Annotated in this window: 21 protein-coding genes; 11 read left to right on the forward strand and 10 right to left on the reverse strand. The window is 70.2% G+C overall.

Features of this window, described 5'->3' with window-relative positions; translation table 11 throughout:
- Positions 1-59 precede the first annotated feature (59 nt).
- Genes NBE95_RS19270 through NBE95_RS19280 form a run of 3 tightly spaced genes read right to left on the reverse strand, consistent with a single transcriptional unit; the run spans position 60 to position 3,075 of the window.
- Positions 60-1,766: an SLC13 family permease gene (locus NBE95_RS19270; protein ID WP_289896075.1), complete on the reverse strand. Its 1,707-nt coding sequence runs from the start codon at positions 1,764-1,766 to the stop codon at positions 60-62.
- Between the two features lie 51 nt (positions 1,767-1,817).
- A complete protein-coding gene (locus NBE95_RS19275; protein ID WP_289896076.1) occupies positions 1,818-2,540 on the reverse strand; it encodes a hypothetical protein in 723 nt (240 codons plus the stop codon).
- Positions 2,541-2,583: 43 nt separating this feature from the next.
- Positions 2,584-3,075 carry an RNA polymerase sigma factor gene (locus tag NBE95_RS19280; RefSeq protein WP_289896077.1) on the reverse strand — a complete coding sequence of 164 codons (492 nt, stop codon included), beginning with the start codon at positions 3,073-3,075 and terminating at the stop codon, positions 2,584-2,586.
- 93 nt (positions 3,076-3,168) lie between these two features.
- Between NBE95_RS19280 and NBE95_RS19285 the strand changes: the two genes are divergently transcribed.
- Positions 3,169-4,461 (forward strand): S8 family serine peptidase, encoded by a 1,293-nt coding sequence (locus NBE95_RS19285; protein ID WP_289896078.1) that lies wholly within the window; start codon positions 3,169-3,171, stop codon positions 4,459-4,461.
- A 69-nt stretch (positions 4,462-4,530) separates the two neighbouring features.
- Here NBE95_RS19285 and NBE95_RS19290 read toward each other — a convergent pair whose 3' ends face one another.
- The 6 genes from NBE95_RS19290 to NBE95_RS19315 form a co-directional block, all read right to left on the reverse strand.
- Positions 4,531-5,502, reverse strand: coding sequence for a tripartite tricarboxylate transporter substrate binding protein (locus tag NBE95_RS19290; protein ID WP_289896079.1), 972 nt, complete (start codon positions 5,500-5,502; stop codon positions 4,531-4,533).
- A gap of 18 nt (positions 5,503-5,520) precedes the next feature.
- Complete coding sequence (locus NBE95_RS19295; protein WP_289896080.1) at positions 5,521-7,029, reverse strand: tripartite tricarboxylate transporter permease; 1,509 nt, start codon at positions 7,027-7,029, stop codon at positions 5,521-5,523.
- A 7-nt stretch (positions 7,030-7,036) separates the two neighbouring features.
- Positions 7,037-7,501: a tripartite tricarboxylate transporter TctB family protein gene (locus tag NBE95_RS19300; protein ID WP_289896081.1), complete on the reverse strand. Its 465-nt coding sequence runs from the start codon at positions 7,499-7,501 to the stop codon at positions 7,037-7,039.
- Between the two features lie 55 nt (positions 7,502-7,556).
- The gene (locus NBE95_RS19305; RefSeq protein WP_289896082.1) at positions 7,557-8,531 is read right to left on the reverse strand and encodes a tripartite tricarboxylate transporter substrate-binding protein; all 975 of its coding nucleotides are present in this window, start codon (positions 8,529-8,531) and stop codon (positions 7,557-7,559) included.
- 193 nt (positions 8,532-8,724) lie between these two features.
- Positions 8,725-10,068 (reverse strand): sigma-54 dependent transcriptional regulator, encoded by a 1,344-nt coding sequence (locus NBE95_RS19310; protein ID WP_289896083.1) that lies wholly within the window; start codon positions 10,066-10,068, stop codon positions 8,725-8,727.
- Positions 10,065-11,918: an ATP-binding protein gene (locus tag NBE95_RS19315; protein ID WP_289896084.1), complete on the reverse strand. Its 1,854-nt coding sequence runs from the start codon at positions 11,916-11,918 to the stop codon at positions 10,065-10,067. Before NBE95_RS19315 ends, NBE95_RS19310 begins: the two co-directional genes overlap by 4 nt.
- A 113-nt stretch (positions 11,919-12,031) precedes the next feature.
- On the opposite strand from NBE95_RS19315, the gene NBE95_RS19320 reads away from it, so the two are divergent.
- The gene (locus NBE95_RS19320; RefSeq protein WP_289896085.1) at positions 12,032-13,498 is read left to right on the forward strand and encodes an aldehyde dehydrogenase family protein; all 1,467 of its coding nucleotides are present in this window, start codon (positions 12,032-12,034) and stop codon (positions 13,496-13,498) included.
- Positions 13,499-13,517: 19 nt separating this feature from the next.
- Here NBE95_RS19320 and NBE95_RS19325 read toward each other — a convergent pair whose 3' ends face one another.
- Positions 13,518-14,033 carry a PQQ-dependent catabolism-associated CXXCW motif protein gene (locus tag NBE95_RS19325; protein ID WP_289896086.1) on the reverse strand — a complete coding sequence of 172 codons (516 nt, stop codon included), beginning with the start codon at positions 14,031-14,033 and terminating at the stop codon, positions 13,518-13,520.
- Between the two features lie 176 nt (positions 14,034-14,209).
- Between NBE95_RS19325 and pedF the strand changes: the two genes are divergently transcribed.
- The 9 genes from pedF (at position 14,210) to NBE95_RS19370 (ending at position 23,824) form a co-directional block, all read left to right on the forward strand.
- Positions 14,210-14,896 carry a cytochrome c-550 PedF gene (gene pedF / locus NBE95_RS19330; protein WP_289896087.1) on the forward strand — a complete coding sequence of 229 codons (687 nt, stop codon included), beginning with the start codon at positions 14,210-14,212 and terminating at the stop codon, positions 14,894-14,896.
- A gap of 4 nt (positions 14,897-14,900) precedes the next feature.
- Positions 14,901-15,680, forward strand: coding sequence for a quinoprotein dehydrogenase-associated SoxYZ-like carrier (locus tag NBE95_RS19335; RefSeq protein ID WP_289896088.1), 780 nt, complete (start codon positions 14,901-14,903; stop codon positions 15,678-15,680).
- Positions 15,677-16,624 (forward strand): quinoprotein relay system zinc metallohydrolase 1, encoded by a 948-nt coding sequence (locus tag NBE95_RS19340; protein WP_289896089.1) that lies wholly within the window; start codon positions 15,677-15,679, stop codon positions 16,622-16,624. The genes NBE95_RS19335 and NBE95_RS19340 overlap by 4 nt, the downstream gene beginning before the upstream one ends.
- 124 nt (positions 16,625-16,748) lie before the next feature.
- The gene (locus NBE95_RS19345) at positions 16,749-18,539 is read left to right on the forward strand and encodes a PQQ-dependent methanol/ethanol family dehydrogenase (RefSeq protein ID WP_289896533.1); all 1,791 of its coding nucleotides are present in this window, start codon (positions 16,749-16,751) and stop codon (positions 18,537-18,539) included.
- Positions 18,540-18,609: 70 nt separating this feature from the next.
- Positions 18,610-19,230 (forward strand): pentapeptide repeat-containing protein, encoded by a 621-nt coding sequence (locus NBE95_RS19350; protein WP_289896090.1) that lies wholly within the window; start codon positions 18,610-18,612, stop codon positions 19,228-19,230.
- Positions 19,212-19,619, forward strand: a complete 408-nt coding sequence (locus tag NBE95_RS19355; protein ID WP_289896091.1) for a hypothetical protein — start codon at positions 19,212-19,214, stop codon at positions 19,617-19,619. Before NBE95_RS19350 ends, NBE95_RS19355 begins: the two co-directional genes overlap by 19 nt.
- Positions 19,620-19,694: 75 nt before the next feature.
- Entirely contained in the window at positions 19,695-20,441 is a 747-nt protein-coding gene (locus NBE95_RS19360) for a response regulator transcription factor (protein WP_289896092.1), read from the forward strand.
- A 42-nt stretch (positions 20,442-20,483) separates the two neighbouring features.
- Positions 20,484-21,638 carry an FIST N-terminal domain-containing protein gene (locus NBE95_RS19365; protein ID WP_289896093.1) on the forward strand — a complete coding sequence of 385 codons (1,155 nt, stop codon included), beginning with the start codon at positions 20,484-20,486 and terminating at the stop codon, positions 21,636-21,638.
- On the forward strand, positions 21,638-23,824 hold the full coding sequence (locus NBE95_RS19370) for a PAS-domain containing protein (RefSeq protein WP_289896094.1): 2,187 nt from the start codon (positions 21,638-21,640) through the stop codon (positions 23,822-23,824). Before NBE95_RS19365 ends, NBE95_RS19370 begins: the two co-directional genes overlap by 1 nt.
- Positions 23,825-23,837 lie beyond the last annotated feature (13 nt).

The raw sequence follows: 23,837 nt of genomic DNA on the forward strand, positions 1-23,837 counted from the left end.
TTTGCGACGCGGATGAAAAAAGGCGGCAGAAGCCGCCTTTTTTACTGTTTTTCCGTGGTTTACCGAATGATGATGCGAAACCCCACCGGTCGCAGGATGCGGTTCAACTCCTGCAGTTCCTGCGCGGGCCGGCGCTGCGGCTGGGCTTTGCGCGGCCGGGCCGGCGCGGCCAGGCGGCGTTCCGGGCGGGACAGCGGCCGGGCGGCCTCCATGGCGGTTTTTGTGGCAGTTTCTGTGGCGGCCTCGGCCTCGGCGGCGGCGGGGGGCGCCGGCGGGCTCAGCGCCACGGCCGGGGCGACCAGCATGGCGGCGGGGACCAGCCGCGGCGGCGCCTCGGCGCGCATCATTTGCAACTGCGCCGGCCAGACCAGCAGCGCAAAGCCGATCAGCAGCGCGGCGACCAGCGGCGCCAGCGGCAGCGCCAGCCGCATCAAGTCGGCCTGCACGAAACCCGCGCCCTCGGCATTGCCGAAGATCGCCACCGGCTTGGCCGAGGCCATCATGCTTTGGCAAAACCCGGTGCCCATGATCGCGACCAGGATCAGCAGCGCCGGATCATGGCCCAGCCCGGCCAGCGGCAGCGCCACGGCCGGGATCAGCACCGCCGCGCGGGCCGAACGCGAGGTGATCGCCAGATGCGCCGCGACCGCCACCACGGCCAGCAGCGCCACGACCGCCGGCAGACTGCCGGCCAAGCTCGGCGGCAGTGCAGAAAGCGCATGGCCGGCCAACCAGCGGTCGGCGCCGGTTGCGGTCATCGCCTCGGCGATCAGCACCGTGGCGGCCATGTAAAGCAGCAGCTCCACATCGACGGCGCGGAAGATCTCCTTGGGCTTGCGGCGGGTAAAGGGCGGGGTCAGCAGCAGCAGCGCCCCGGCCAGCGCCACCAGCGCCATGCCGATGCCGTGCAGGTCCGCCGTCAGCCACAACCCCACGACCAGCGCCAGCACCATGCCGATACGGCGTTGACGGCGGCGGGTGGCGGCGTCCGGCATCGGCGTCTCGATCCGCGGCAGCGGCGCCATCAGCGCCGCGCGCGGCACGAACAGCCACAGGATCAGCCCCGCCCCCGCCAGGCTTGCCGCCAGCGAGAACGGCAGGCCGAGCGCCGCCCAGCCGAGATAGCCCAGATGCAGCCCGGTGGCGCTGCGGATCGCCTCGGCCGCCAGCAGATGCGCCCCGGCCCCGATCAGCGAGGCGCCGGCGGACAGCAGGATCACCGTGGGAAACAGCAGCGCCAGCGGCCGCGCCAGCCTCGGATCGGGCAGCACGGCGGTGATGGCGGCAAAGACCGGCAGCAGCAAGGCCGCCCGCCCCGAGGTCGAGGGCAGGACGAAGGCCGTCGCCGCGATCGCCAGCGTCAGCACCAGCGCGAAGGGCGCGAAGCGCATGCCCCGGCGCAGCAGCGGCGCGACCAGCCGTTCGGTCAACCCGGCCTCTTTGGCGACGGCGGCGATGACGAAGGCCGAGAGCAGCAGCCAGATCAACTCGTTGCCAAGCGCGGCAAAAAGCTGCGCCTCGCTCAGCACGCCGCCCAACACCAGCGCCAGCACGGCCGCCAGCGCCACCAGGGATTCGGGGACGCGCGTGCCGACCCAGCCCAGGATCGCCAGGGCCGAAACGGCCAGCGCCACGCGCGGCGGCTGCGTCAGGGCGCCCGGCAGGCAAGCAGCGGCGACGATCAACCCGGCCAGCGCCGCCAGCACGACATGGCGCCGGCGCGGCAGCGGCAGGGCGGGGATCGGTGCGAGGGTTCGGGCAGTCATCGCGGTTCTCCTGTGGCGGTTTCGCGACAGGATTACGACGCAGCGCCGGATCTATTCCCGCAGCGCCTGCGCTTCTTCCTCGGGGGTCATCGGCGCGCCGGCGCCGATTGCCGCCAGTGCCGCGTCGATCGAGGTCTCGCCCGAGGCGGGGCGGTAGTCCGCGCCGGCGCCGGTCGCGGTGGCGGCGAACCGCTCCTGCCAGCCGGCGGTGCCGCGGCAGGCCAGGACAATGCGCTGCGCCTCGCCCCGCACGGTTTCGTATTCGCGGCAAAGCGCGCCACCCTCGGCCCGGAACGAGGCGATCATCGCCAGTTCCCCGCCATCCGCAAGCGGCTGGACCTGCCCCGAGGCCATATTGTCCAGCGCCGCCAGTTCCGCCTCGGCCAGCCCCGTGGGCGCGTGCTCGGGCCATTGCCACCAGCCGAGGCCGATGGCCACCACGGCGACCGAGGCCGCCGCCGCCATCCACGGCCGGCGGTTGAGGTTGGCGGGTTGGGGTGCCGCAGCCGGCGGCGCCTTGGCGGCGGCGGCGCGGATCATCGCGGCCAACGGATCTTCGGTTCCGGTGCCGGTGCCGGTGCCGGACCCCCTGCCGGTCCCTGCCCCGCCGCCTTGGCCGCGCAGTCCCGCCAGCAGGCGGCGGGTCTCCTCGAAGCGGCGCAGGCGGGCCTGCAGCTCGGGGTCGGCGGCGACCGCGCGCAGCACCGCCTCGGCCCGGCCGGGGTCCAGTTCGCCGTCGGCCAGCGCCATCAGGGTTTCGTCGTCGATCTGCATGGGCCCATCCCTTCGCGGTCTTTCCTGCAATACGCGCCGGCCGTCATCTTATTCCCAACCGATCCGCCAGCGCGAGCCGTGCCCGCGACAGCCGGCTCATTACCGTGCCCATGGGAATGCCGAGAATGCGCGCGGTCTCGGCATAGCTCATCTCCTCGACGCAGACGAGATGCAGGATCTCGCGCTGCTCGGGGGGCAGTTCGGTCATGGCCGCCTCGACGCTTTGCAGCATCAGCCGCGCTTCCAGCGCCGGGCCGGGATCGGTCGGCAGCGCCTCGGGCATGTCGTGGATATCCACCTGGACCCCGGCGCTGCGCTGGCGCCGGGTCTGGTCGATGAAGGCGTTGCGCATGATGCGGAACAGCCAGGGCTCCATCCGCTGCCCGGAATCGAAGCTGGCGGCATGGGCGATGGCGCGCTCGACGGTGATCTGGACCAGATCGTCGGCCTGGTCCGGGCGTCGGGTCAGCGACAGCGCATAGCGCCGCAGGTTCGGCAAGAGCGCGATCAGAGTTTCGCTGAAAGCCGCATCCATGGAACCTCCGCGACGGATGATGTTGACGACAAGCGGGAATAATAGAATCTGCCTGACGTAGAATGTCCAGAAACGCTCTGGAAGGAGAATGTCGTGCCGACCCGCCTGCTTGTGTTCCTGATCGTCGCCCTGGCCGTGCTGAGCGCCGACCTGCGTCCCGATGCGCCGGGCTGGGCTGGCTCGGCCGCCTGGGCGGATGACGATGATGACGGCGACGACGGCGACGACGATGATGACGACGACGACGACGCCCCGCGCCGGCGTCGGCCGGCGCCGCAGGCCCGCGTCGCACCGCTGCCGCTGCGCGCCCCGAACGAGGTCATCGCACAGGGCCTGGGGCCGCAGGACCTGCAGGCGCTGCGGGCCGAGGGCTTCCGGGTGCTGCGCGAGACCCGGCTCGCCTCGGGCACGCCGCTGGTGCGGCTGCGCAAGCCCGATGCGATGACCATGGATGCGGCGCGCGACCGGGTGCGGGCCCTCGGCTCGGCCGATGCGGCGGATTTCAACCATTTCTACCGCCCCGGCAACGCGCCGGCGGCGGCATGCCAGGGCGCCGACTGCCCGGCCCGGCAGATGATCGCCTGGCCGGCGCGGACCTTGGGCTGCGGCAATCCGCCGCGGATCGGCATGGTCGATACCGGGCTGAACCCCGGCCATGACGTGCTGAAGGATTCGCGGATCACCGTGCATCGCATCAAGGCGGGCAAGGGCGTCGCGCCCTCGGACCGCCTGCACGGGACGGCGGTGGCGGCGCTGCTGGTCGGCCGGGCCGACAGCCGCACTCCCGGGCTGGTGCCGCAGGCCGAGCTGATCGCCGTCGACGCTTTCCACAAGCAGCGCCAGGATGAACGTGCCGATGCCTTCGCGCTGGTCGAGGCGCTGGACCATCTGGCGGCGCAGGATGTCGATATCGTGAACCTGTCGCTGGCCGGTCCGCCGAACCAGGCGCTGGCGCGGCAGATCCGCCGGATGGACCGGCAGGGCGTCGTGCTGGTCGCGGCGGCCGGCAATGGCGGGCCGGCGGCGCGGCCGGCCTATCCGGCCGCCTATGATCCGGTGATCGCGGTGACGGCGGTGGACCGCCGGGCGCAGGTCTATCGCCGGGCCAGCCGCGGCGGTCATATCGACCTGGCGGCGCCGGGCGTGGATGTCTGGACTGCCGCCTCGATCAGCGGCGCGCGGACCAAGACCGGCACCTCGTTTGCGGCGCCCTTCGTCACCGCCGCCGCCGCGCTGCTGCTGCAGGCCGAGCCCGAACTGACGCCGGCCGAGGTGCGGCGCCGGCTGCAGAGCTCGGCGCGGGATCTGGGCAAGGCCGGGCCGGACGAGGTCTTCGGCCATGGCCTGGTCCGCCCCGACGATCCCTGCGCCGCCACCCGGCCCTGAGCGGCTTGTCGCCGCGATGCCGGGCGGCGCGTCCCGCGCCCCGCCCGGCCTGGCATCAGGCATCAGGCGTCAGTCCAGGCTGACATTGGCGTCCTTCACCACCGGCTCCCATTTCGCCATCTCGGCCTTGACATGCTCGGCCAGTTCCTCGGGCGTCGAGGCGACGATGGTGGCCGAGAACTCCTGCATCCGCTCGGCCACCGCCGGGTCGGCCATGGCGGCGATGGCGGCCTTGTTCAGCGCCGCGATGGCCTCGGGCGGGGTGCCGGCCGGGGCGAACAGCGCGTTCCAGCTATAGGTCTCGTAGCCCGGCAGGGTCTCGGCGATGGCCGGCACGTCGGGGAAGCTGGGCGCGCGCTCGGTGGTGGTCACGCCCAGGGCGCGCAGCTTGCCGCTGGAGATGTGGCTGGAGGCCGAGGGCAGATTGTCGAAGATGATCGGCACCTGGTTGCCCAGCACGTCGGTCAGCGCCGGGCCCGAGCCCTTGTAGGGGATATGGGTGATGTCCACGCCGGCCATCGACTTGAACAGCTCGCCCGACAGGTGCAGCGGCGTGCCGTTGCCGGAGGAGGCATAGGCCAACGCCCCCGGATCCTTCTTCGCCATGTCGATCAGTTCCTGCACGCTGTTGACCGGCAGTTCCGGGTTCACCGCCAGCACGTTCGGTACCAGCACCAGAAGCGAGACCGGCGCGAAATCCGCCACCGGGTCATAGGGCTTCTGCTTCAGGATCAGCGGGTTCAGCGCATGGGTGGCGACCGTCGCCATCAGGATGGTGTAACCGTCGGGATCGGCCTTGGCGACCTGGGCCGCGCCCAGGCTGCCGCCGGCGCCGCCGACGTTCTGCACGATGACCTGCTGGCCCAGTTCCCGGCTCATCCGGTCGGCGACGATGCGGCCGACCACGTCGGTCGAGCCGCCGGCGGCGAAGGGGATCACCAGGGTGATCTGGCGTTCCGGAAACTCGGCGGCGGCGGCGCCGGCCAGGCCAAGCGCCATGGCCGCGCCCAGCAGCAGGCGGCGGGTGATGGATGGTGTCATGGGTTTCCTCCCTGTTGGTCAGGCGTCGCTTTCGGTGAAGACCTCGTCGCGGCGTTTGCGGATCTGCGGCATGAAGACCAGCACCAGCACCCCGACCGACAGCAGCAGCAGCACCAGGCTGATCGGGCGGGTGACGAAGGTGGTGGGATCGCCCCGCGACAGGATCATCGCCCGGCGCAGGTTCTCCTCGAGCAGCGGGCCAAGCACGAAGCCCAGAAGCAGCGGCGCCGGCTCGCAGCGCAGCTTGGACATGATATAGCCCAGCAGCCCGAAGGCGGCGACCGCGAACAGGTCATAGGTGTTCGAGGCCACCGAATAGACCCCGATCGAGCACATGGCCATGATGATCGGGAACAGCACATAATAGGGCACGGTCAGCAGCTTCACCCACAGCCCGATCAGCGGCAGGTTCAGGATCACCAGCATCAGGTTGCCGATCCACATGCTGGCGACGATGCCCCAGAACAGCTGCGGCTGCTCGGTGACCACATTGGGCCCCGGCACGATGCCCTGGATGATCATCGCCCCGATCATCAGCGCCATCACCGGGTTGGCGGGAATGCCCAGCGTCAAAAGCGGGATGAACGAGGTCTGCGCCCCGGCATTGTTGGCGCTTTCCGGGCCGGCGACCCCGGCCAGCGCGCCCTTGCCGAATTCCTCGGGGTGTTTCGAGAGCTTCTTTTCCACCGTGTAACTGGCAAAGGCGGCCAGGATGGCGCCGCCGCCGGGCAGGATGCCCAGCACGGAACCCACGCCGGTGCCGCGCAGCACCGGGCCGATCATCTGCTTCAGTTCGGCGCCGGTCGGGAACAGGCGGTTGATGTTCTTGGTCATCACCTCGCGGTCATGCTCGTCCTCGAGATTGCGCAGGATCTCGGCGATCCCGAACACGCCGACGGCCACGGCGACGAAGTTCAGCCCGTCGGCATAGTTGGTGATGCCCAAGGTGAAGCGCGGCGTGCCGGTATAGATGTCGGTGCCGACCAGGCCCAGCAGCAGGCCCAGCACCACCATGGCCAGCGCCTTCAGCACCGAGCCATGCGCCAGCGCCACCGACATCACCAGGCCCATGACCATCAGGCTGAAATATTCGGCCGCGCCGAATTTCAGCGCCACCTCGGTCAGCGGCGGGGCGAAGATCGCCACCAGGAAGGTGGCGACGGTGCCGGCGAAGAACGACCCCAGCGCCGCCACCGCCAGCGCGGTGCCGGCCCGGCCCTTGCGCGCCATCTGATAGCCGTCGATGGCGGTCACCGCGGACGAGCTTTCGCCGGGCATGTTGATCAGGATCGCCGTGGTCGAGCCGCCATATTGCGCACCGTAATAGATCCCCGCCAGCATGATCAGCGAACTGACCGGTTCGAGCTGGAAGGTGATGGGCAGCAGCATGGCGATGGTCGCGGTGGCGCCGATGCCGGGCAGCACCCCGATCAGCGTGCCCAGAATGACCCCGATCAGGCAGAAGGCCAGGTTCGCCAGCGACGAGGCGACCGAGAAGCCCATGGCGAGATTGCCGAGCAGATCCATGGCGGCCTCACATTCCCAGCCACGGGCCGAAGCGCCGGAACGGCAGCCCCAGACCGTAGCTGAAGATCAGGGTGGACAGGACGGTGACCCCGACCGCCAGCGCCAGCGCCGCCAGCGGCCGCATCCGCACCGACGCCTGCGAGGCGATCAGCGTGGTCACGAACAGCGCCGGCACGAAGCCCAGGCCGCGCACGGTCAGGCCGAAGAAGATCGGCGCGGGCAGGATGAACAGGATGCCGCGCCAGGCGATGGCGCCGAAGGGCTCGTCATCCTCGCGGCCGAAGGCGCGCAGCAGGATGATCGCCCCCAGCAGGAACAGCAGCCCCGACAGCACCATCGGGAAATAGCCCGGCCCCATGCGCAGCGAGCTGCCGATCTCGAGCCCGGTGGTCTGCCAGCCGAAAAATCCCGCCGCCGCCATCAGCAGCAGCCCGGCCGCGATGTCGGTCTTGTCCTTGGGTTTTGTGGACATGTGTTTCCCCCGCTTGAAGCTGCCCCGCCGCGGTCGCGGCGGCGGGGCCGCAGGATCAGTCGGCGTAGACGCCGGCCGCCTCGATCACCGGCTTCCAGCGCGCGATCTCGGCCTCCAGCTTGGCCTTCAGCGCCGCGGGGGTCGCATCCTCGGCCGAGGAGGGCGCGGTGCCCAGATCGGCCATGGCCTTGATCACGCCTTCGTCCGCCAGCGCCACCTGCAGGGATTTCGACAGCCGCTCGTTGATCGCGGCCGGCGTGCCCTTCGGCGTATAGATGCCGTGCCAGATGCCGAATTCCAGCGTCTCGAGCCCGCTTTCCTTGGCGGTCGGCAGGTCGGGGAACAGCTTCAGCCGCTCGGGCGAGGTCACGGCATAGGCCTTGATCGTGCCGCCCTTGATCTGCTGGGTGGTGTTGGTGGTCTGGTCGCACATGATGTCGGTCTGGCCGCCCAGCAAGTCGGTCATCGCCGGGCCGGTGCCCTTGTAAGGCACCGTCACCAGCGGCGTTTCCAGCGCCTGCATCAGCAACATGCCGCACAGGTGGCTGGCCGCGCCGATGCCGGCATTGGCCAGCGTCAGCTCGTCGCCATGCGCCTTGACATAGTCCATGAAGCCCGCGAAATCGGTGGGCTCGAAATCCTTGCGCGCCGTGACCACCATCGGCACCTCGGTCACGAGGCCGACATATTCGAAAGCGTTCAGCGTGTCATAGGCCAGATTGCGGTACAGCGTGGCCGAGGTCGCCATGCCGATATGGTGCAGCAGCACGGTATAGCCGTCCGCCTCGGCCTTGGCGACCTGACCCGCGCCCAGCGTGCCGCCGGCGCCGCCGACGTTCTCGACCACGATCTGCTGGCCGAGGTCGGCCGACATCTTCTCGGCCACCAGCCGCGCCACGGTATCGGTGGGCCCGCCGGCCGAGAAGGGCACGACCATGGTGATCTGCCGGTTGGGATAGTCCTGCGCATAGGCAGCGGTGGTGAATGTCAGCGCCGCGGCAAGCGAGGCCACAAGCTTTGGATAAGCCATCTTTCCCTCCCTGATTCATGAACCTTGGGCCGCGCGCTCCTCAACGCGCAGCCGATGGCCTCAGGTTGGGCGCGCAAAGGGGTTTCAGACAAATGCTAATGCGCCGGCCCGGCGCGGATTCGAAACCGGCCGGCGGAAAATGGGTGGAAAAGGTGACAATGGCGGCAAGGGATGGGCGGAAATCCACCCAGGATCAGGATTCCTCATCCGCCGCCTCGACGATCAGCCGCCGGTCCAGCCCGTATTTCTGCATCTTCTCGTAAAGCGTCTTGCGCGAGATCCCCAGCGTCTCGTAGACGGCGCGTAGCCGTCCGCCATGGGCGGCGATGGCGCCGGCGATCAGGCTGCGCTCGAATGCCGCCACCCGGTCGGCCAGCCGCGCGCCCTGTGCCGGGCCGATCTCGGCGCCTTCCAGCCCCAGCACGAAACGCTCGGCCAGGTTGCGCAGCTCGCGCACGTTGCCCGGCCATTCCCGCGCCGCGAGACCGGAGAGGAAGGCCGGCGGCGCCTCGCGCTCGGCGATGTTGTGCCGCGCAGCGGATTCGCGCAGAAGCTGCAGGAACAGCAAGGGAATGTCCTCGCGCCGGGCCGAAAGCGGCGGGACATGCAGCACCGCGACGTTCAGCCGCCAGTAAAGATCCTCGCGGAAGGCGCCGCGCGCCACCAGATCGGCCAGATCGACCTTGCTGACGGCGACGAAACGCACGTCCAGCGGCACCGGATCGTTCGAGCCCAGCCGGGTGATCACCCGTTCCTGCAGCACCCGCAACAGTTTCGCCTGCAATTCCAGCGGCATCGAGCCGATCTCGTCCAGCAGCACCGTGCCGCCGCGGGCATGTTCGAACTTGCCGAAGCGCGGGCGCAGCGCGCCGGGAAAGGCCCCGGCCTCGTGGCCGAACAGCTCGCTTTCGATCAGCGCCTCGGGCAGGGCGGCGCAGTTGATGGCGATGAAGGGCCGGCCGGCGCGGGTCGAGATGTCGTGCAGGGTGCGGGCCGCCACCTCCTTGCCGACGCCGGTCGGGCCGATGATCAGCGCATCGGCATCCGAGGCGCCGATGGCCCGCAGCCGGTAGCGCAGCTCGACCATGACCTGGGTGCGGCCGGGCAGCCGCACCTCGACATCGTCGCGCTTGCCGGCGACGGCGCGCAGACGGCGGTTCTCCAGCACCAGGGCGCGATGGTCGATGGCGCGGCGGATGACGGTGGCCAGCTCCTGCACGACGAAGGGCTTCTCGATGAAGTCATAGGCGCCGCCGCGGATCGCCTCGACCGCCAGCGGCACCTCGGCATGGCCGGTGACCAGGATGACCGGGATGTCGGGATCGACCTCGCCCAGCCGGCCCAGCAGGGTCATGCCGTCCATGCCGGGCATGCGGATGTCGCTGACCACCGCGCCGGCGAAGCCCGGCCCGGCCAGCGCCAGCGCCTCCTCGCCCGAGGCCAGCGGCTCGACCGCGAAGCCGGCCAGCTCCAGCGCCTGCGCGGTCGAGCTGCGCATCTGTTCGTCGTCGTCCACCAGCAGGACACGGGCGGTCATGCGGCGGTCTCCCGGGCGTCGGCGGCGGTGGCCGCGGGCAGGACCACGCGGAACTCGGCGCCGGGCCCGGCATCCTGCACCGAGATCTCGCCGCCGAAATCGCGCACGATATTGGCGGTGATCGACAGGCCCAGCCCCAGCCCCGCGCCCATGCCCTTGGTGGTGAAGAACGGATCGAAGATCCGCGGCGCGACCGTCTCGGCCACGCCCGGGCCGCGGTCGCGCAGGGCGATGGTGACGCGCCCGCCTTGCGCGCGGGCGGAAAGCGTGATGCGGCGGTCCTGCGCGGTCTCGACCGCATCGGCGGCATTGGTGATCAGGTTCACCAGTACCTGCTGCAGCCGCGTCGGCCCGGCGCGCAGCGCCGGCAGGTCTGCGGGGATGTCGCATTCCAGCACCGCGCCGCTGGCCGCCAGCCGGGCGCCGACGATGGTCTGCGTCTCGCGCAGCAGGGGGGCCAGCGCCACCGCGCCCAGCTTGTCGTCGGGCTTGCGCGCCGCCTGCCGCAGGTGCTTGCCGATGGCGGCCATGCGGTCCACCAGCGCCAGGATCTCGGCGATGTTGTCGCGGGCGCGGGCATAGTCGCCGCGCTCGATCAGGATGGCGGCGCTGTCGGCATAGTTGCGCGCCGCCGCCAGCGGCTGGTTGATCTCGTGGCTCAGCGAGGCCGACATCTGCCCCAGCGCCGCCAGCTTGCCGACCTGCACCAGGCTGGTCTGGGCAGCGCGCAGCTCGACCTCGGTGGCGCGGCGCTCGGCGATCTCCTGCTCAAGCTGGCTGTTCACGCGCGCCAGGTCGGCGGTGCGCTCGACCACGCGGCGCTCCAGCTCGGCGGTGGCGGCAAGGCGCTCGGCGATGCGGGCGCGGCGCTGGCGCAGCATCAGCGCCCCGAACAGCGCCGCCGACAGCAGCAGCACCAGGCTCAGCACCATCAGCCGCGCCTCGGCCCGCAAATCGGCGCTGTCCAGCAGCACATGCACCGTCCAGCCGGCATCGGCCATGTTCTGCGAGGCGGCGATATAGTCCCGCGTCCCCGCCGCCGCATCGCTCAGCGAGGCGGGCAGGCGCAACAGCTCGACCCCGCCGCCGTCCAGCCGCTGCAGCGGAAACTCGGCCAGCGGCGTCTCGGCATAGCGGCGCGAGGCCGCGGTCCGCGCCAGCCGGTCGGCGGTCAGCGGATAAAGGCTGTGATAAAGCCAGCTCGGCTCCGAGGACAGGAAGGCCGTGCCGTCCGGGTCGGTCACCAGCACCCGGTATTCGCCGCCGCGCCAGCCGGCCTCGATCCGGTCCACGCCGATCTTGACCGCCACCACGGCGATGATCCCGCCCGCCGCGTCCCGCACCGGGGCCGAGAAGAAATAGCCCCTGACCCCCGAAGTGGTGCCCACGCCGTAGAACCGCGCCGGCCGGCCCCGCATGGCGTCGATGAAATAGGGCCGATAGCTGAAGTTCTGTCCGACGAAGCTGAGTTCCTGGCCGTGGTTCGAGGCGGCGATGGTCTCGCCGTCCGGCAAGATCAGATAGATGTCCGAGGCATGCAGCGCCGCGTTCTGCGCCGCCAGCCAGCGGTTGGTGGCATCGCGCAGCGCCATGTCGCTGGGGTCGGCGGCCAGTTGCCGGATCAGGTCCAGGTCGCCGATCAACTGCGGCATGACCTCGTAGCGCGCCAGATCGGCGGCCAGCGCGTTCACCGTCAGCCGCAGCGCCGTCTCGGCCCGCGTATAGCCCTGGGCCAGCGAATGCCGATGCGCCAGCACGCTGCCCACCCAGACGATCAGGGCGATGGCGGCACAGGCCAGCGCCGAAAGCGCCAGCCTGCGCGGGGCCCAGGCGGTTCTCTGCATCCTCATGGGCAAAATCTGACAGCAAGCGGGCCGCGGCGCAACGGGCCTCGGTCGGCGCGCGCTCTTGCGCATCGGCCGCGAAAAGGCTGTCCTGCAGCACCGGCAGACCGGAGGCGAGCATGGCACTGACACTGACCGACGTGATGACGCTGGACACCACCCGGATCTTCATCGGCGGGGCATGGCGGGCCCCGGCCGGCGAGGGCACGATCCCGGTCGAGGATCCCTCGGTCGGACAGGTGATCGGCGAGATCGGCCGCGGCACCCCGGGCGATGTCGATACGGCCGTCGCCGCGGCGCAGGCGGCGATGGAGGGGGAATGGGGCCGGATGCCTGCCGCCGAGCGCGGCCGCCTGCTGATGCGCATGGCGCGGATCGTACAGGACCGGGCGGCGGAACTGGCGATGATCGAGACGCTGGATGTCGGCAAGCCGCTGCACCAGTCGCGCAACGATTCACGCGCCCTGGCCCGCTATTTCGAGTTCTATGCCGGCGCGGCCGATATGCTGATGGGCACCACGATCCCCTATCAGCCGGGCTTCACCGTCTACACCCTGCGCGAGCCGCACGGCGTCTGCGGCATCATCATCCCCTGGAACTATCCGATGCAGATTCTGGGCCGCGGCCTGGGGGCGGCGCTGGCGGCGGGCAATGCGGTGGTGGTGAAGCCGGCCGAGGACGCCTCGCTCTCGACGCTGGCCATCGCGCAGATCGCCGCCGAGGCCGGGCTGCCGCCGGGGGTGCTGAACGTCGTGACCGGCTATGGCGCCGAGGCGGGGGCGGCGCTGGCCGGGCATCCGGGCATCCAGCACCTGTCCTTCACCGGCTCGGTCGGAACCGGCGTCGCGATCCAGACGGCGGCGGCAAGGAACGTGGTCCCGGTCACGCTGGAACTGGGCGGCAAGTCGCCGCATGTGGTCTTCGACGACGCGGATCTTGAACAGGCGATGCCGGTGCTGGTCGGGGCCTGCATGCAGAACGCCGGCCAGACCTGCTCGGCCGCCTCGCGGGTGCTGGTGCAGCGCGGCATCTATGACGAGGTCCGGCGGCGCATGGTGGACATCTATCGCGGGCTGGTGGCGGGACCGGCGGTCGATTCGCATGACCTGGGCCCGCTGGTCTCGGCGAAGCAGCAGCGGATCGTCTCGGGTTTCATAGACCGCGGCAAGGCCGAACTGACCCTGGCGGCCGAGGGCCGGCTGCATCCCGACGCCGCGCCGGGCGGACATTTCGTGCTGCCGGCGCTGTTTTCGGATGTCGATCCCGGCCATGCGCTGGCCCAGCAGGAGATCTTCGGCCCGGTCCAGGTGCTGATCCCCTTCCGGGACGAGGCCGAGGCGATCCGCATCGCCAACGGCACCGAATACGGGCTGGTCGCCGGCATCTGGACCCGCGACGGCGCGCGCCAGCTGCGCCTGGCCCGCAGGATCCGCAGCGGCCAGGTCTTCGTGAACAATTACGGCGCCGGCGGCGGCATCGAGCTGCCCTTCGGCGGGGTCGGCAAGTCGGGCCATGGCCGCGAGAAGGGCTTCGAGGCGCTTTACGGCTTCACCCGTGTCAAGACCGTGACCGTCGCGCATGGCTGACCCCGGCTGAGGCCGGCACTCAGCGCGACCAGTCGCCCCGATGCGGCTCGGGCCGGATCTCGGCCAGCGGCAGGCCGGCACCCTCCCAGGCCTCGACTCCGCCGGGAAACCAGCCCAGGTTGGCATAGCCGCGCCCGGCGATGCGCTTGGCGGCATTCCAGCTGAGCCAGCAATCCACCTTGCAGAACAGGATCAGTCCCGTCGCGCGGTCGCCGCCGGTGATCCGCTCCAGGCTGGCGTCCAGGTAATCGCTCTGCCAGGGTTTCAGCCGGCCCCAGCCCACCACCGGCAGCCAATGCGCGCCGGGGATCGAGCGGTGCCGCTCGGGCAGGATCCATTCGCCGTCGGCGCCGATATCAAAGGCACGGGCGCCCATCACGTCGACCGGGATCCAGCCCTGGCCGATCAGCGCCCGCACCTGGGGCAGGTCAAGCGTCCTTGCCCCCGGAGCCGTTTCGGGAACCGGAGCGCGATAGCTGTCCAGACGATAGCCGCTCTGGTCGAACAGCACCGGCTGCTCGGCCGCGACGGCCATGGGAAAAACCCCTGCCAGAAGCAGGAGAAATGCCCCGATTCCGGGGCGGCAACGCAGGCTTCGGGCCCTGCGGAGGGTGCGCAATACGACCATGGCACAATTTACCCTTTCTCGATCTCAAGGAAATTTGACCAGGACGGAACGCACACCGGAAACGCGCGGAAGGACTTTGGAACATGACCAGCAGGATAAGCAAGACATTTCCTCTTGCCGTCTCACTCGCCCTCTGGGCACCGATGGCGCTCGGCCATGGCGACACCGCACCGCAGGCGGTGGATACCACCGGCCTGCCGGAACTGCCGGCCGAAATGGCCAGCGAGAACCCCTGGCGCGAGGCGGATGGCGCGGTGCTGTTCAAGGCCGTCGAGATCGGCGCCAAGGGCTTCAACAGCAATTGCGCGCGCTGCCACGGGCTCGAGGCGATCTCGGGCGGGCTGGCGCCCGACCTGCGCTTTCTCGAGGCCAGCGACTTCGGCGACGAATGGTATCTCGACCGCATCCTGCACGGCTATGAACAGAACGGCGCGGTCAAGATGCCGCCCTTCGAGGGCATCCTGAACCAGCAGGCGATCTGGGCGATCCGCACCTATATCGAGACCCGCCCCGATGCCGATGAACTGGCGGCGCAAGGCACCGAGATCGCGGCGCTGCACGACAAGGTCAAGGCGCTGCCGCCCGATGCCGGCGCCGACGAGGCCCAGGCGCTGGCTGCAGAGCTGGAAAGCGCCGGCAGCGGCTTCGAGGCGCTTTCCGGCGCGCCGCGCGCCGTGACCGTGCTGGACCAGGCGGCGCACATGCTGCGCAGCGGCGCCTCGCACGCGCCGGCCGCCGCCGAGCTGATCCATGGCGTGCTGAGGAAATAGGGCGATGGCGCTGCTGACCGATAGCTTGCCCGGCGCCGCCTCGCCGCCGCTGCTGACCGGCAGGACCGGATCGGCGGCGGTGGGGGGCGATGCGTTCGACAGCGGCATGTGGCCCTCGCACCGGCAGGAATTCCTGGGCGATCCGGCGGTCTGGCGCAACGATCCGGCCGTCACCGTGCTGGCGCCGCGCGCGGCCGAGGATTCCAGCCATGTGCCCTTCCTGATCGACGCCACCGCCGTCGCGCAGCCGATCCGGCGCATCGTTGTCACCATCGACTACAGCCCCTTTCCCAAGGCGATCGTCTTTCGCCCCGGTCGCGCCCTGCCCCTGCTGGGCTTCGGGGTGAAATACGAGGTCGGCGGCGCATTGCGCGCCTCGGCCGAGACCGGGGCGGGCGAATGGCTGGTGGGCGCGGCCTATGTCAGCGCCCTTGGTGGCGGATGCAGCGCGCCCTCTGCCACGCATCAGCGGCCGGACTGGCAGCAGGGTTTCGGCGAATTGCGCGCCCGGCTCTGGCCCGAGACCGGGCGGCTGCGACTGCGGCTGCGCCACCCGCAGGATACCGGCCTGGCGGACGGGGTTCCGGCGCATCACCTGACCGAGCTTGCGCTGCTGGATGCGGCCGGCGCCGAGATCGCCGCACTGGAACTGCACGAGCCGCTGGAGGAGAACCCGACGCTGACCTTCCTACTGCCGGCCGATCTGGCGCGGGGGCCGGTCGCGATCCGGGCGCGCGACAACCTTGGATACGCCTTCGAGGGCCGGGTGGAGGGCGCGACATGACCGCCCTGACCCGCCGGGGGCTGCTGGCCGGGGCAGCCGCCTTGGTGCTGCCCTTGCCGACCTTTGCGCAGGCTCGCAAATATGATCTGCAACCATTTGAAATCGCTGATGGCGTCTGGATGATCGAGGGGCGGCGCGAGGTCTTCACCCGCGAGAACGGCGGCGACATCGTCAACGTGGCGCTTCTGGCGACCGAGGCGGGGGCGCTGGTCTTCGACAGCGGCTCGACCGCCGCGATGGGGGCCGAGATCCGCGCTTTCGCCGACCAGCGGCTGGGCGGGCTGGCGGCGACGATCAACACCCATCACCACCCGGATCACTGGTTCGGCAATGCCCCGCTGGCCGACCGGCCGGTGCTGGCGCTGGCGGCCACGGCCGCGACCTGCCGCGAATACGCCCAGGACTATGCCGAGACGCTGTATTCGATCCTCGGCAGCTGGATCTCGGCCACCAAGGCCGTGCCGGCCACCGGCAGCGTCGAGGCCGGGGCGCGCGCTTTCGGCGGCCGGGCGCTGCGAATGATCCCGCTGGCCGGGCACACCGCCGCCGATCTCGCCATCATGGACGAGGCGACGGGCGTGCTGATCGCCGGAGACCTGGTGTTTCTCGACCGCGCGCCCAGCCTGCCGGACGCGGATTTCGCGACCTGGCTGGCGGCGCTGGACCAGTTGGAAGGACTCGGTGCCGCCGGGGTGGTGCCGGGGCATGGCCCCTTCCACCGCGCGGGCGAGGGCATCGCGCAGACCCGCGCCTATCTGCGGGCGACGCGCGACCGGCTGGCGATGGCGGCGGATCTGGGGCTGACCGCCATCGAGGCGATGGCCGCCGGGCCGGTCCCGGAATTCGCCGGGCTCGGCGCCAATCCCGAGGAATACCTGCGCTCGGTCGTCCGACGTTTCGGCGACCATGAAACCGGGGCGCTGCCGGTCGTCGGCGGCGCCTGAAGCAAGGACCGACAAGGCATCAGACGCGGGCAACCCCGTCGTTCATGTATATGGAGGAGACTGCATGAATCGCTTTCTGAAACTGACCTCGGCCAGTGTTCTGGCCCTCGCCTGCGTCGCGGCGATGGGCCATGCCGAGACCGGCCCCGTCACCTGGGAGGACATCCTCAACGACGCCGAGACCACCGACGACGTGCTGATGTATGGTCTGGGGGTGGACGCGCAGCGCTATTCCTCGCTCGACCAGATCAACGCCGAAACGGTCAAGCATCTGCGTCCGGCCTGGTCGTTCTCGTTCGGGGACGAAAAGCAGCGCGGTCAGGAAAGCCAGGCGCTGGTGCATGACGGGGTGATCTATGTCACCGGCTCTTATTCCCGGATGTGGGCGCTGGACGCCAAGACCGGCAAGCGGCTGTGGAAGTTCGAGGCCCGGCTGCCCGAGGACATTCGCCCCTGCTGCGACGTGGTGAACCGTGGCGCCGCGATCTATGGCGACAAGGTGTTCCTCGGCACGCTGGACGCCAGCATCTATGCGCTGAACAAGGACACCGGCAAGGTGGTCTGGCGCCAGAAGTTCGAGGACCACAAGATCGGCTATACCATGACCGGTGCGCCGACCATCGTGAAGGACAAGGAAACCGGTCGCGTCATGCTGATCCATGGCAGCTCGGGCGACGAGTTCGGCGTGGTCGGCAAGCTCTATGCCCGCGATGTCGAGACCGGCGAGGAAATCTGGATGCGCCCCTTTGTCGAGGGCCACAAGGGCACCCTGGCCGGGGCGGACGGCACGGCGACCGGCGATCCCGCCGCGCCGAGCTGGCCGAACAATCCCGACGGCAGCAAGGTCGAGGCCTGGAGCCACGGCGGCGGTGCGCCCTGGCAATCGGCCAGCTTCGATCCCGAAACCAATACCATCGTCGTCGGTGCCGGCAACCCCGCGCCCTGGAACACCTGGGCGCGCACGCCGGGCGACAGCCTCTATACCTCGGGCCAGGCCTATGTCGATCCCTCGAACGGCGAGCTGATCGGCTTCTACCAGCACACGCCGAACGACGCCTGGGACTTCTCGGGCAACAATGAGATCATCCTGTTCGACTACAAGGACAAGGACGGCAAGACCCATCGCGCCGGCGCCCATGCCGACCGCAACGGCTTCTTCTACGTCACCGATGTCGAGGCGCTGTCGAAGCGCGGCGGCGAGATCAACCGGCCGACGGCGCTGCTCAACGCCTTCCCCTTCGTCGACGGCATCACCTGGGCCAAGGGCATCGACCTGGAAACCGGCCGGCCGATCGAGAACGAGGGCCAGCGCCCGCCCCTGCCCGCCGAGGGCGAGACCAAGGGCGCCAGCATCGAGGTCTCGCCGCCCTTCCTGGGCGGCAAGAACTGGAACCCGATGTCCTATAGCCAGAAGACCGGGCTGTTCTACGTCCCGGCGAACCACTGGACCGAGGATTACTGGACCGAGAACGTCACCTATCAGGCCGGCGCCGCCTATCTGGGCCAGGGCTTCCGCATCAAGCGGCTTTACGACGACCATATCGGCACGCTGCGCGCCTTCGACCCGACCACCGGCGAGAAGAAATGGGAGCACAAGGAGGAATTCCCGCTTTGGGCCGGCACGCTGGCCACGGCCGGCAACCTGGTCTTCACCGGCACCTCGGACGGTTTCGTCAAGGGCTTCAACGCCGAGACCGGCGAGGAGCTGTGGAAGTTCAACACCGGCTCGGGCATCGTCTCGTCGCCGATCACCTGGGAAATGGACGGCAAGCAATATCTGGGCATCGCCTCGGGCTATGGCGGCGCGGTGCCGCTTTGGGGCGGCGACATGGCCACGCTGACCACCCAGGTCAGCCAGGGCGGCTCGTTCTGGGTCTTCGAGATCCCCGACGACCTGCTGACCGCCTCGAAGTGAGGCGGCGCTGAACCGAACGGGCGGGGCCGGCCCCCGCCCGGCCTTCACCCTCGATCCAAGGGAACCCGAGATGCTCAGAAGCCTGACCATCCTTGCCGCCCTGGCCCTCGCCTCCGGGGTCCATGCGGCCAATTCTGAACAGACCGGCGGCGGCTGGCCGGTCATCGTCGATGAACCCACCCCGCGCGAGGGGCCGCTGGTCATCGGCGGCTGCGAGATCAAGCCGGGCGCGGCCTGCCCCGGTGCCGATCTGCGCCATGCCGACCTGCGCGGGTTGAAGCTGAACGGCATCGACCTGAAGGGCGCGAACCTGATGCGGGCCAATCTGTTCGGGGCCGAGCTGAAGGGCGCCGACCTGACCGGGGCCGACCTGCGGGGCGCGACTTTCCGGATGGGGCAGTTGCAGGGCGTGGTCATGCGCGATGCCGACCTGACCGGCGCCGACCTGGACTATACCCGGCTGGCCGGCGCCGACCTGTCGGGCGCGGACCTGACCGCCGCCTCGCTCGAGGCGGCCATGGCGCCGAAGTCGAAATTCGTCGGCGCGAAGCTGGTCGGCGCGAACCTGATGGAGGCCAAGTTCTACAACGCCGATTTCGCCGAGGCGCTGCTGGAGGGCAACCACGCCCCCTATGCGATCTGGGAGGGGGTGCATATGGAGAACTGCACGGGATGCCCCGTGGACTGGTGATCCTGGCGGCGGCGGCGGTGCTGGCGGGCACGCCGGCGCCGGGCTTCGACCTTGCCGCCGCGCTCGGCGCCTGCCGGGCCGAGGCGGACGGAACCCGGCGGCTGGCCTGCTACGACCGGCTTGCGGCCCGGAAACCGGCGGTGGAACATCGCGGCGCCGGCAACCGGGTGCTGCCGCGCTTCGACCTGAACGGGCCGACGCGGCTGGTGTTCGAAAGCATGGATGCGATCATGGTGGTCTATCTGCTGGACGCATCGGGCGCGGTGATCCAGAATTTGCATCAGGCCGGGGCCGGCTCGGGTTCGTTCCTGATCGAGGGGCCGGGTCGCTACGGCATCCAGGTCAATGCTTCGGGCGGCTGGCTGATCCGCCTGGAAGACCCGGGGTGACGGGCCGCGCCGCCGCGCTTCACAGGCCCGCCGCCCGCCCCTAGAATCGACCAACCTTCCAGCCGAGGCAGCGAGATGAGCAGAACGATGGAACAAGCCCAGCAACCCCCGCCGGCGATCCGCCCGCTGAACACCGCGCTGATCGTGGACGACCACCCGCTGTTCTGCGACGCGCTGTCGATGACGCTGACGGGCCCGGTGGGCATTGCCCGGGTCGAGGCCGTGGGCAGTCTGGCCGAGGCGCTGGACCGCATGGCGCGCGAGCCGGTGCCCGACGTGATCGTGCTGGACCTGCACCTGCCGGACGTGAACGGGCTGGAAGGGGTGGTGCGGATGCGCCAGGCGGCGGCCGAGCGGCCGATCATCGTGGTCTCCTCGATGGACGAGCGCCGGGTGGTGCGCGGCGCGCTTCTGGCCGGGGTCAGCGCCTATGTGCCCAAGCACGCCCCGCGCGAGGCGTTTCGCGAAGCCTTCGCCGCCATCGCCAGCGGCGAGGTGCATTCCAGCCGGCTGGCGCTGGACAACGCCACCCCCAGCCTGGCCGAGGAGGCGCTGGCGCGGCTCGCCTCGCTGACCCGGCAGCAGGCGCGGATCCTGCAGCTGATCAGCGCCGGATTGCTGAACAAGCAGATCGCGCATGAGCTGTCGATCGCCGAAACCACGGTCAAGGCGCATGTCACCGCCATCATGCGCAAGCTGCGGGTGCAGACCCGCACCCAGGCGGTGCTGTTCGCGCAGGACATCAGCTTCAACGCCATGACCTCGGAGGCGGGCGCAGGCCAGAACGCCGCCGGCCATGACAGCGGCGGAATGAACCGCTAAGCCTGACGGCAGGGAATGCGCAACATCGGAAGGGAGGCCGGGGTGAGTGCAGCGCAGGATTGCATCGCGCGGGCCAGCGCGCCGGCGCAGGATGCCGACGTGACCGGCCGGCTGGCGCAGGCGCTCGGGCCCGGCCCCTTTGCGCTGGTCATGCTGTTCGTCTCGCCCCGGGCCGATGTCGCGCGCATCGCCGCCGAGACCGCGGCCCGCCTGCCCGCCACCCATGTCGTCGGCTGCACCACCGCCGGCGAGATCTCGGAGGCCGGCTATGACGAGGGCGCGGTGCTGGCGCTGGGTTTCCCCGCCCGGCTTTTCGCGGCCGAGGTGCTGGAACTGACCGATCTGGACCGCCTGTCTCGCAGCGCGGCGGCGGCGGCCTTCCTGCAGCTCCGCCAGGACCTGGCGGGCGCGCAGGCGCATCTGCCGCATGAATTCGCGCTGCTGCTGGTCGACGGGCTGTCGCTGCGCGAGGACGATCTGGCCTCGGCGCTCGCGGCCGGCTCGGGGCATGTGCCGCTGATCGGCGGATCGGCCGGGGACGGGACGCGCTTTCGCGAAACGCTGGTCATCCATCGCGGCCGGACGCTGCGCAACGCCGCGGTGCTGTCGGTGCTGCGTGGGCTTTGCCCGGTGCGGGCGCTGAACATGGACCATCTGCACCCGACCGAGCGGCGCATGGTGGTGACCCGGGCCGACCCCGCCGCCCGCGTCGTGCAGCGCATCAATGCCGAGCCGGCGGCGCGGGAATATGCCCGCATCCTGGGCAAGGACCCGGCGCTGATCGACTACCTGACCTTTGCCTCGCATCCGCTCGCCGTGCGCGTGGGCGGCCGCTATCATGTGCGCGCGGTGCAACGCGTGCTGCCGTCGGGCGATCTGCTGTTCTTCTCGGCCATCGACGCCGGGGTGGTGCTGGCGCTGACCGAACCCGAGGATCTGCCCTCGCATCTGGACCGGCGGCTGTCGCAGCTTGCCCAGCCGGTGCCGCCGGTGGCGGTGCTGGGCTTCGACTGCGTGCTGCGCCGGATCGAGGCCGAGCACAAGCAGCTGGGCGGCGCCGTCTCGGAGGTGCTGCGCCGGCATCGCGTCTGGGGCTTTTCCACCTATGGCGAGCAATTCGGCCCGCTGCATGTCAACCACACCCTGACCGGCTGCGCGATCTATCCGCCCGGCACCCGGCTGGCGGGGGCCGGCTGATGGCGGGGCGCATCTCGGACTGGCTGATCGACCGCAACGACGATGCGGCGCAGAACCTGGAAAAGCTGCTGGTCATCGCCGAGGCGCTGATGCGCCATTCCGAGGAGCGCCGGGACGAGAACAACGCCGCCTTCGAGGAGTTCCGCCGTGCCGCCCTGCTGGAGGAGCGCGTCCGCCAGCGCACCCGCGACCTCGAGGCGACGCTGGAGCGGCTGAACGCCGCCAATGCCACCGCCGAGCGCGCCCGCCGCGACCTGTCGCAGGCCATCGAGGCCATCGAGGAAGGCTTTGCCTTGTTCGACGCCGAGGACCGGCTGGTGCTGTGCAACAGCCGCTTCTGCGCCGACCTGTCGGACGTGCATCAGGCGCTGGCCCCCGGCATCGGCTTTGCGACCTATGTCGGGCTGCTGGGCCGGTCGCGGCAGGTGCTGCTGCCCGAGGGGCTGTTCCCCGAAGCCTGGATCGCCCAGCGGATGCAGCGGCACGAGCAGCCGCAGCATTTCAACATCGGCCTGACCGGCGACCGCTGGATCCAGATCAGCGAGCAGCGCACCTTCGACGGCGGCACGGTGGTCCTGCATACCGACGTGACCCGCATCATCCGCGCTGAGCGCATCGAGCATGGCAAGCTGCTGGACAACCAGGCGCGGATGATCCGCGCCACGCTGGAACATATCAACCAGGGCGTCGGCATCTTCGACGCCTATGGCGCGCTGATCGGCTGGAACCAGCGGCTGGCCGACCTGCTGGAGATCCCGGCGGCGCTGATGCATCGCGGGCTGAGCTTCGAGCGGCTGGCGGTGCGGATGCTGTATCAGGCCCGCTTCAACGAGGGGTTCTCGGCCTCGCAGCTGCGCGAATGGGTGCGGATGCGCGGCGCGCGCCTGCCGCTGTCCTTCGAGCTTTGGCACGCCTCGGGCGTCATCCTGGACGTGCATGGCCGCGAGATGCCCGAGCGCGGCTTCGTGATGTCCTTCACCGATGTCACGCGTGAGCGTCTGGCGATCCATTCCATGCTGCGCGCCAAGGCCACGCTGGAAGCCCGCGTCACCGCCCGGACCGAGGAACTGGCCGCGGCCCTGGCCAATGCCGAGCGCGCCAATTCCGCCCGCGTGCGCTTTGTCGCGGCGGCAAGCCACGACCTGCTGCAGCCGCTGTCGGCGGCCAAGCTTTTCGTCGCCTCGGCGCGCGACGATGCCGGCGACAGCGCCCTGCGCGTCACCCTGGAAAAGGCGCATAACGCGCTGATCAGCGTCGAGGGCATCCTGGGCGCGCTTCTGGACCTGTCGCGGCTGGAATCCGGCGGCACCGAGATCGAGATCGCGCCCCTGTCGATGGAGCTGCTGCTGGCGCAGCTGACCGACGAATTCGCGCCGCTGGCCGCGGCCAAGGGGCTGGGGCTGCGCATCATGCCCTGCCGGCTGGCGGTGGGAAGCGACGCGGCCTATCTGCGGCGCATCCTGCAGAACCTGATCGGCAACGCCATCCGCTATACCCAATCCGGCCGGGTCCTGGTCGGCGTGCGCCGCCAGGGCGGCAGCCTGCGCATCGAGGTCCACGACACCGGCCCCGGCATCGCTCCCGAGCACCAGCAGGCGATCTTCCGCGAGTTCCACCGCGTCGAGGGCACCGCCTCGGCCGCGCAGGGCATGGGGCTGGGCCTGGCCATCGTCGAGCGCGCCTGCGCGCTGCTGGACCACCGGCTGCGGCTGCATTCCGTGCCGGGTCGCGGCACCCGGTTCTCGGTCGAGCTGCCCCTGGCGCCCGATCTGCCCTCGGCCGGTAGCAAGTCCCCCGCCGCCGCGCCCTCGCCCGAGGCGGGCATGGACCGCATCGTGCTGCTGGTCGAGAATGACGAGGAGCTGCGCAGCGCCATCGCGCAGCTGCTGGAACGCCGCGGCGTCGAGGTGGTCGAGGCCGCCAGCGGCGGCGAGGCCCTGACCCTGGTCGAGGAGATGGGCGTCATCCCCGACATCTACCTGCTGGACCAGCAACTGGGAGACGGTCCCAGCGGCGTCGAGACGGCCCAGGCGCTGCACCGCCGCTTCGGCATGCGCCCGACCCGCATCATCACCGCCGACCGCAGCCCCGAGACCGGACGCGCCGCCGGTCAGGCCGGGCTGCAGATCATCTTCAAGCCCATCGACCCCGAGGCGCTGGAGGCCTTCGTCTGCCAGCCCGGCTGAGCCGGGACGAAAG

It is taken from the genome of Paracoccus sp. TOH (assembly GCF_030388245.1).
In the GTDB taxonomy this organism is placed as follows: domain Bacteria; phylum Pseudomonadota; class Alphaproteobacteria; order Rhodobacterales; family Rhodobacteraceae; genus Paracoccus; species Paracoccus simplex.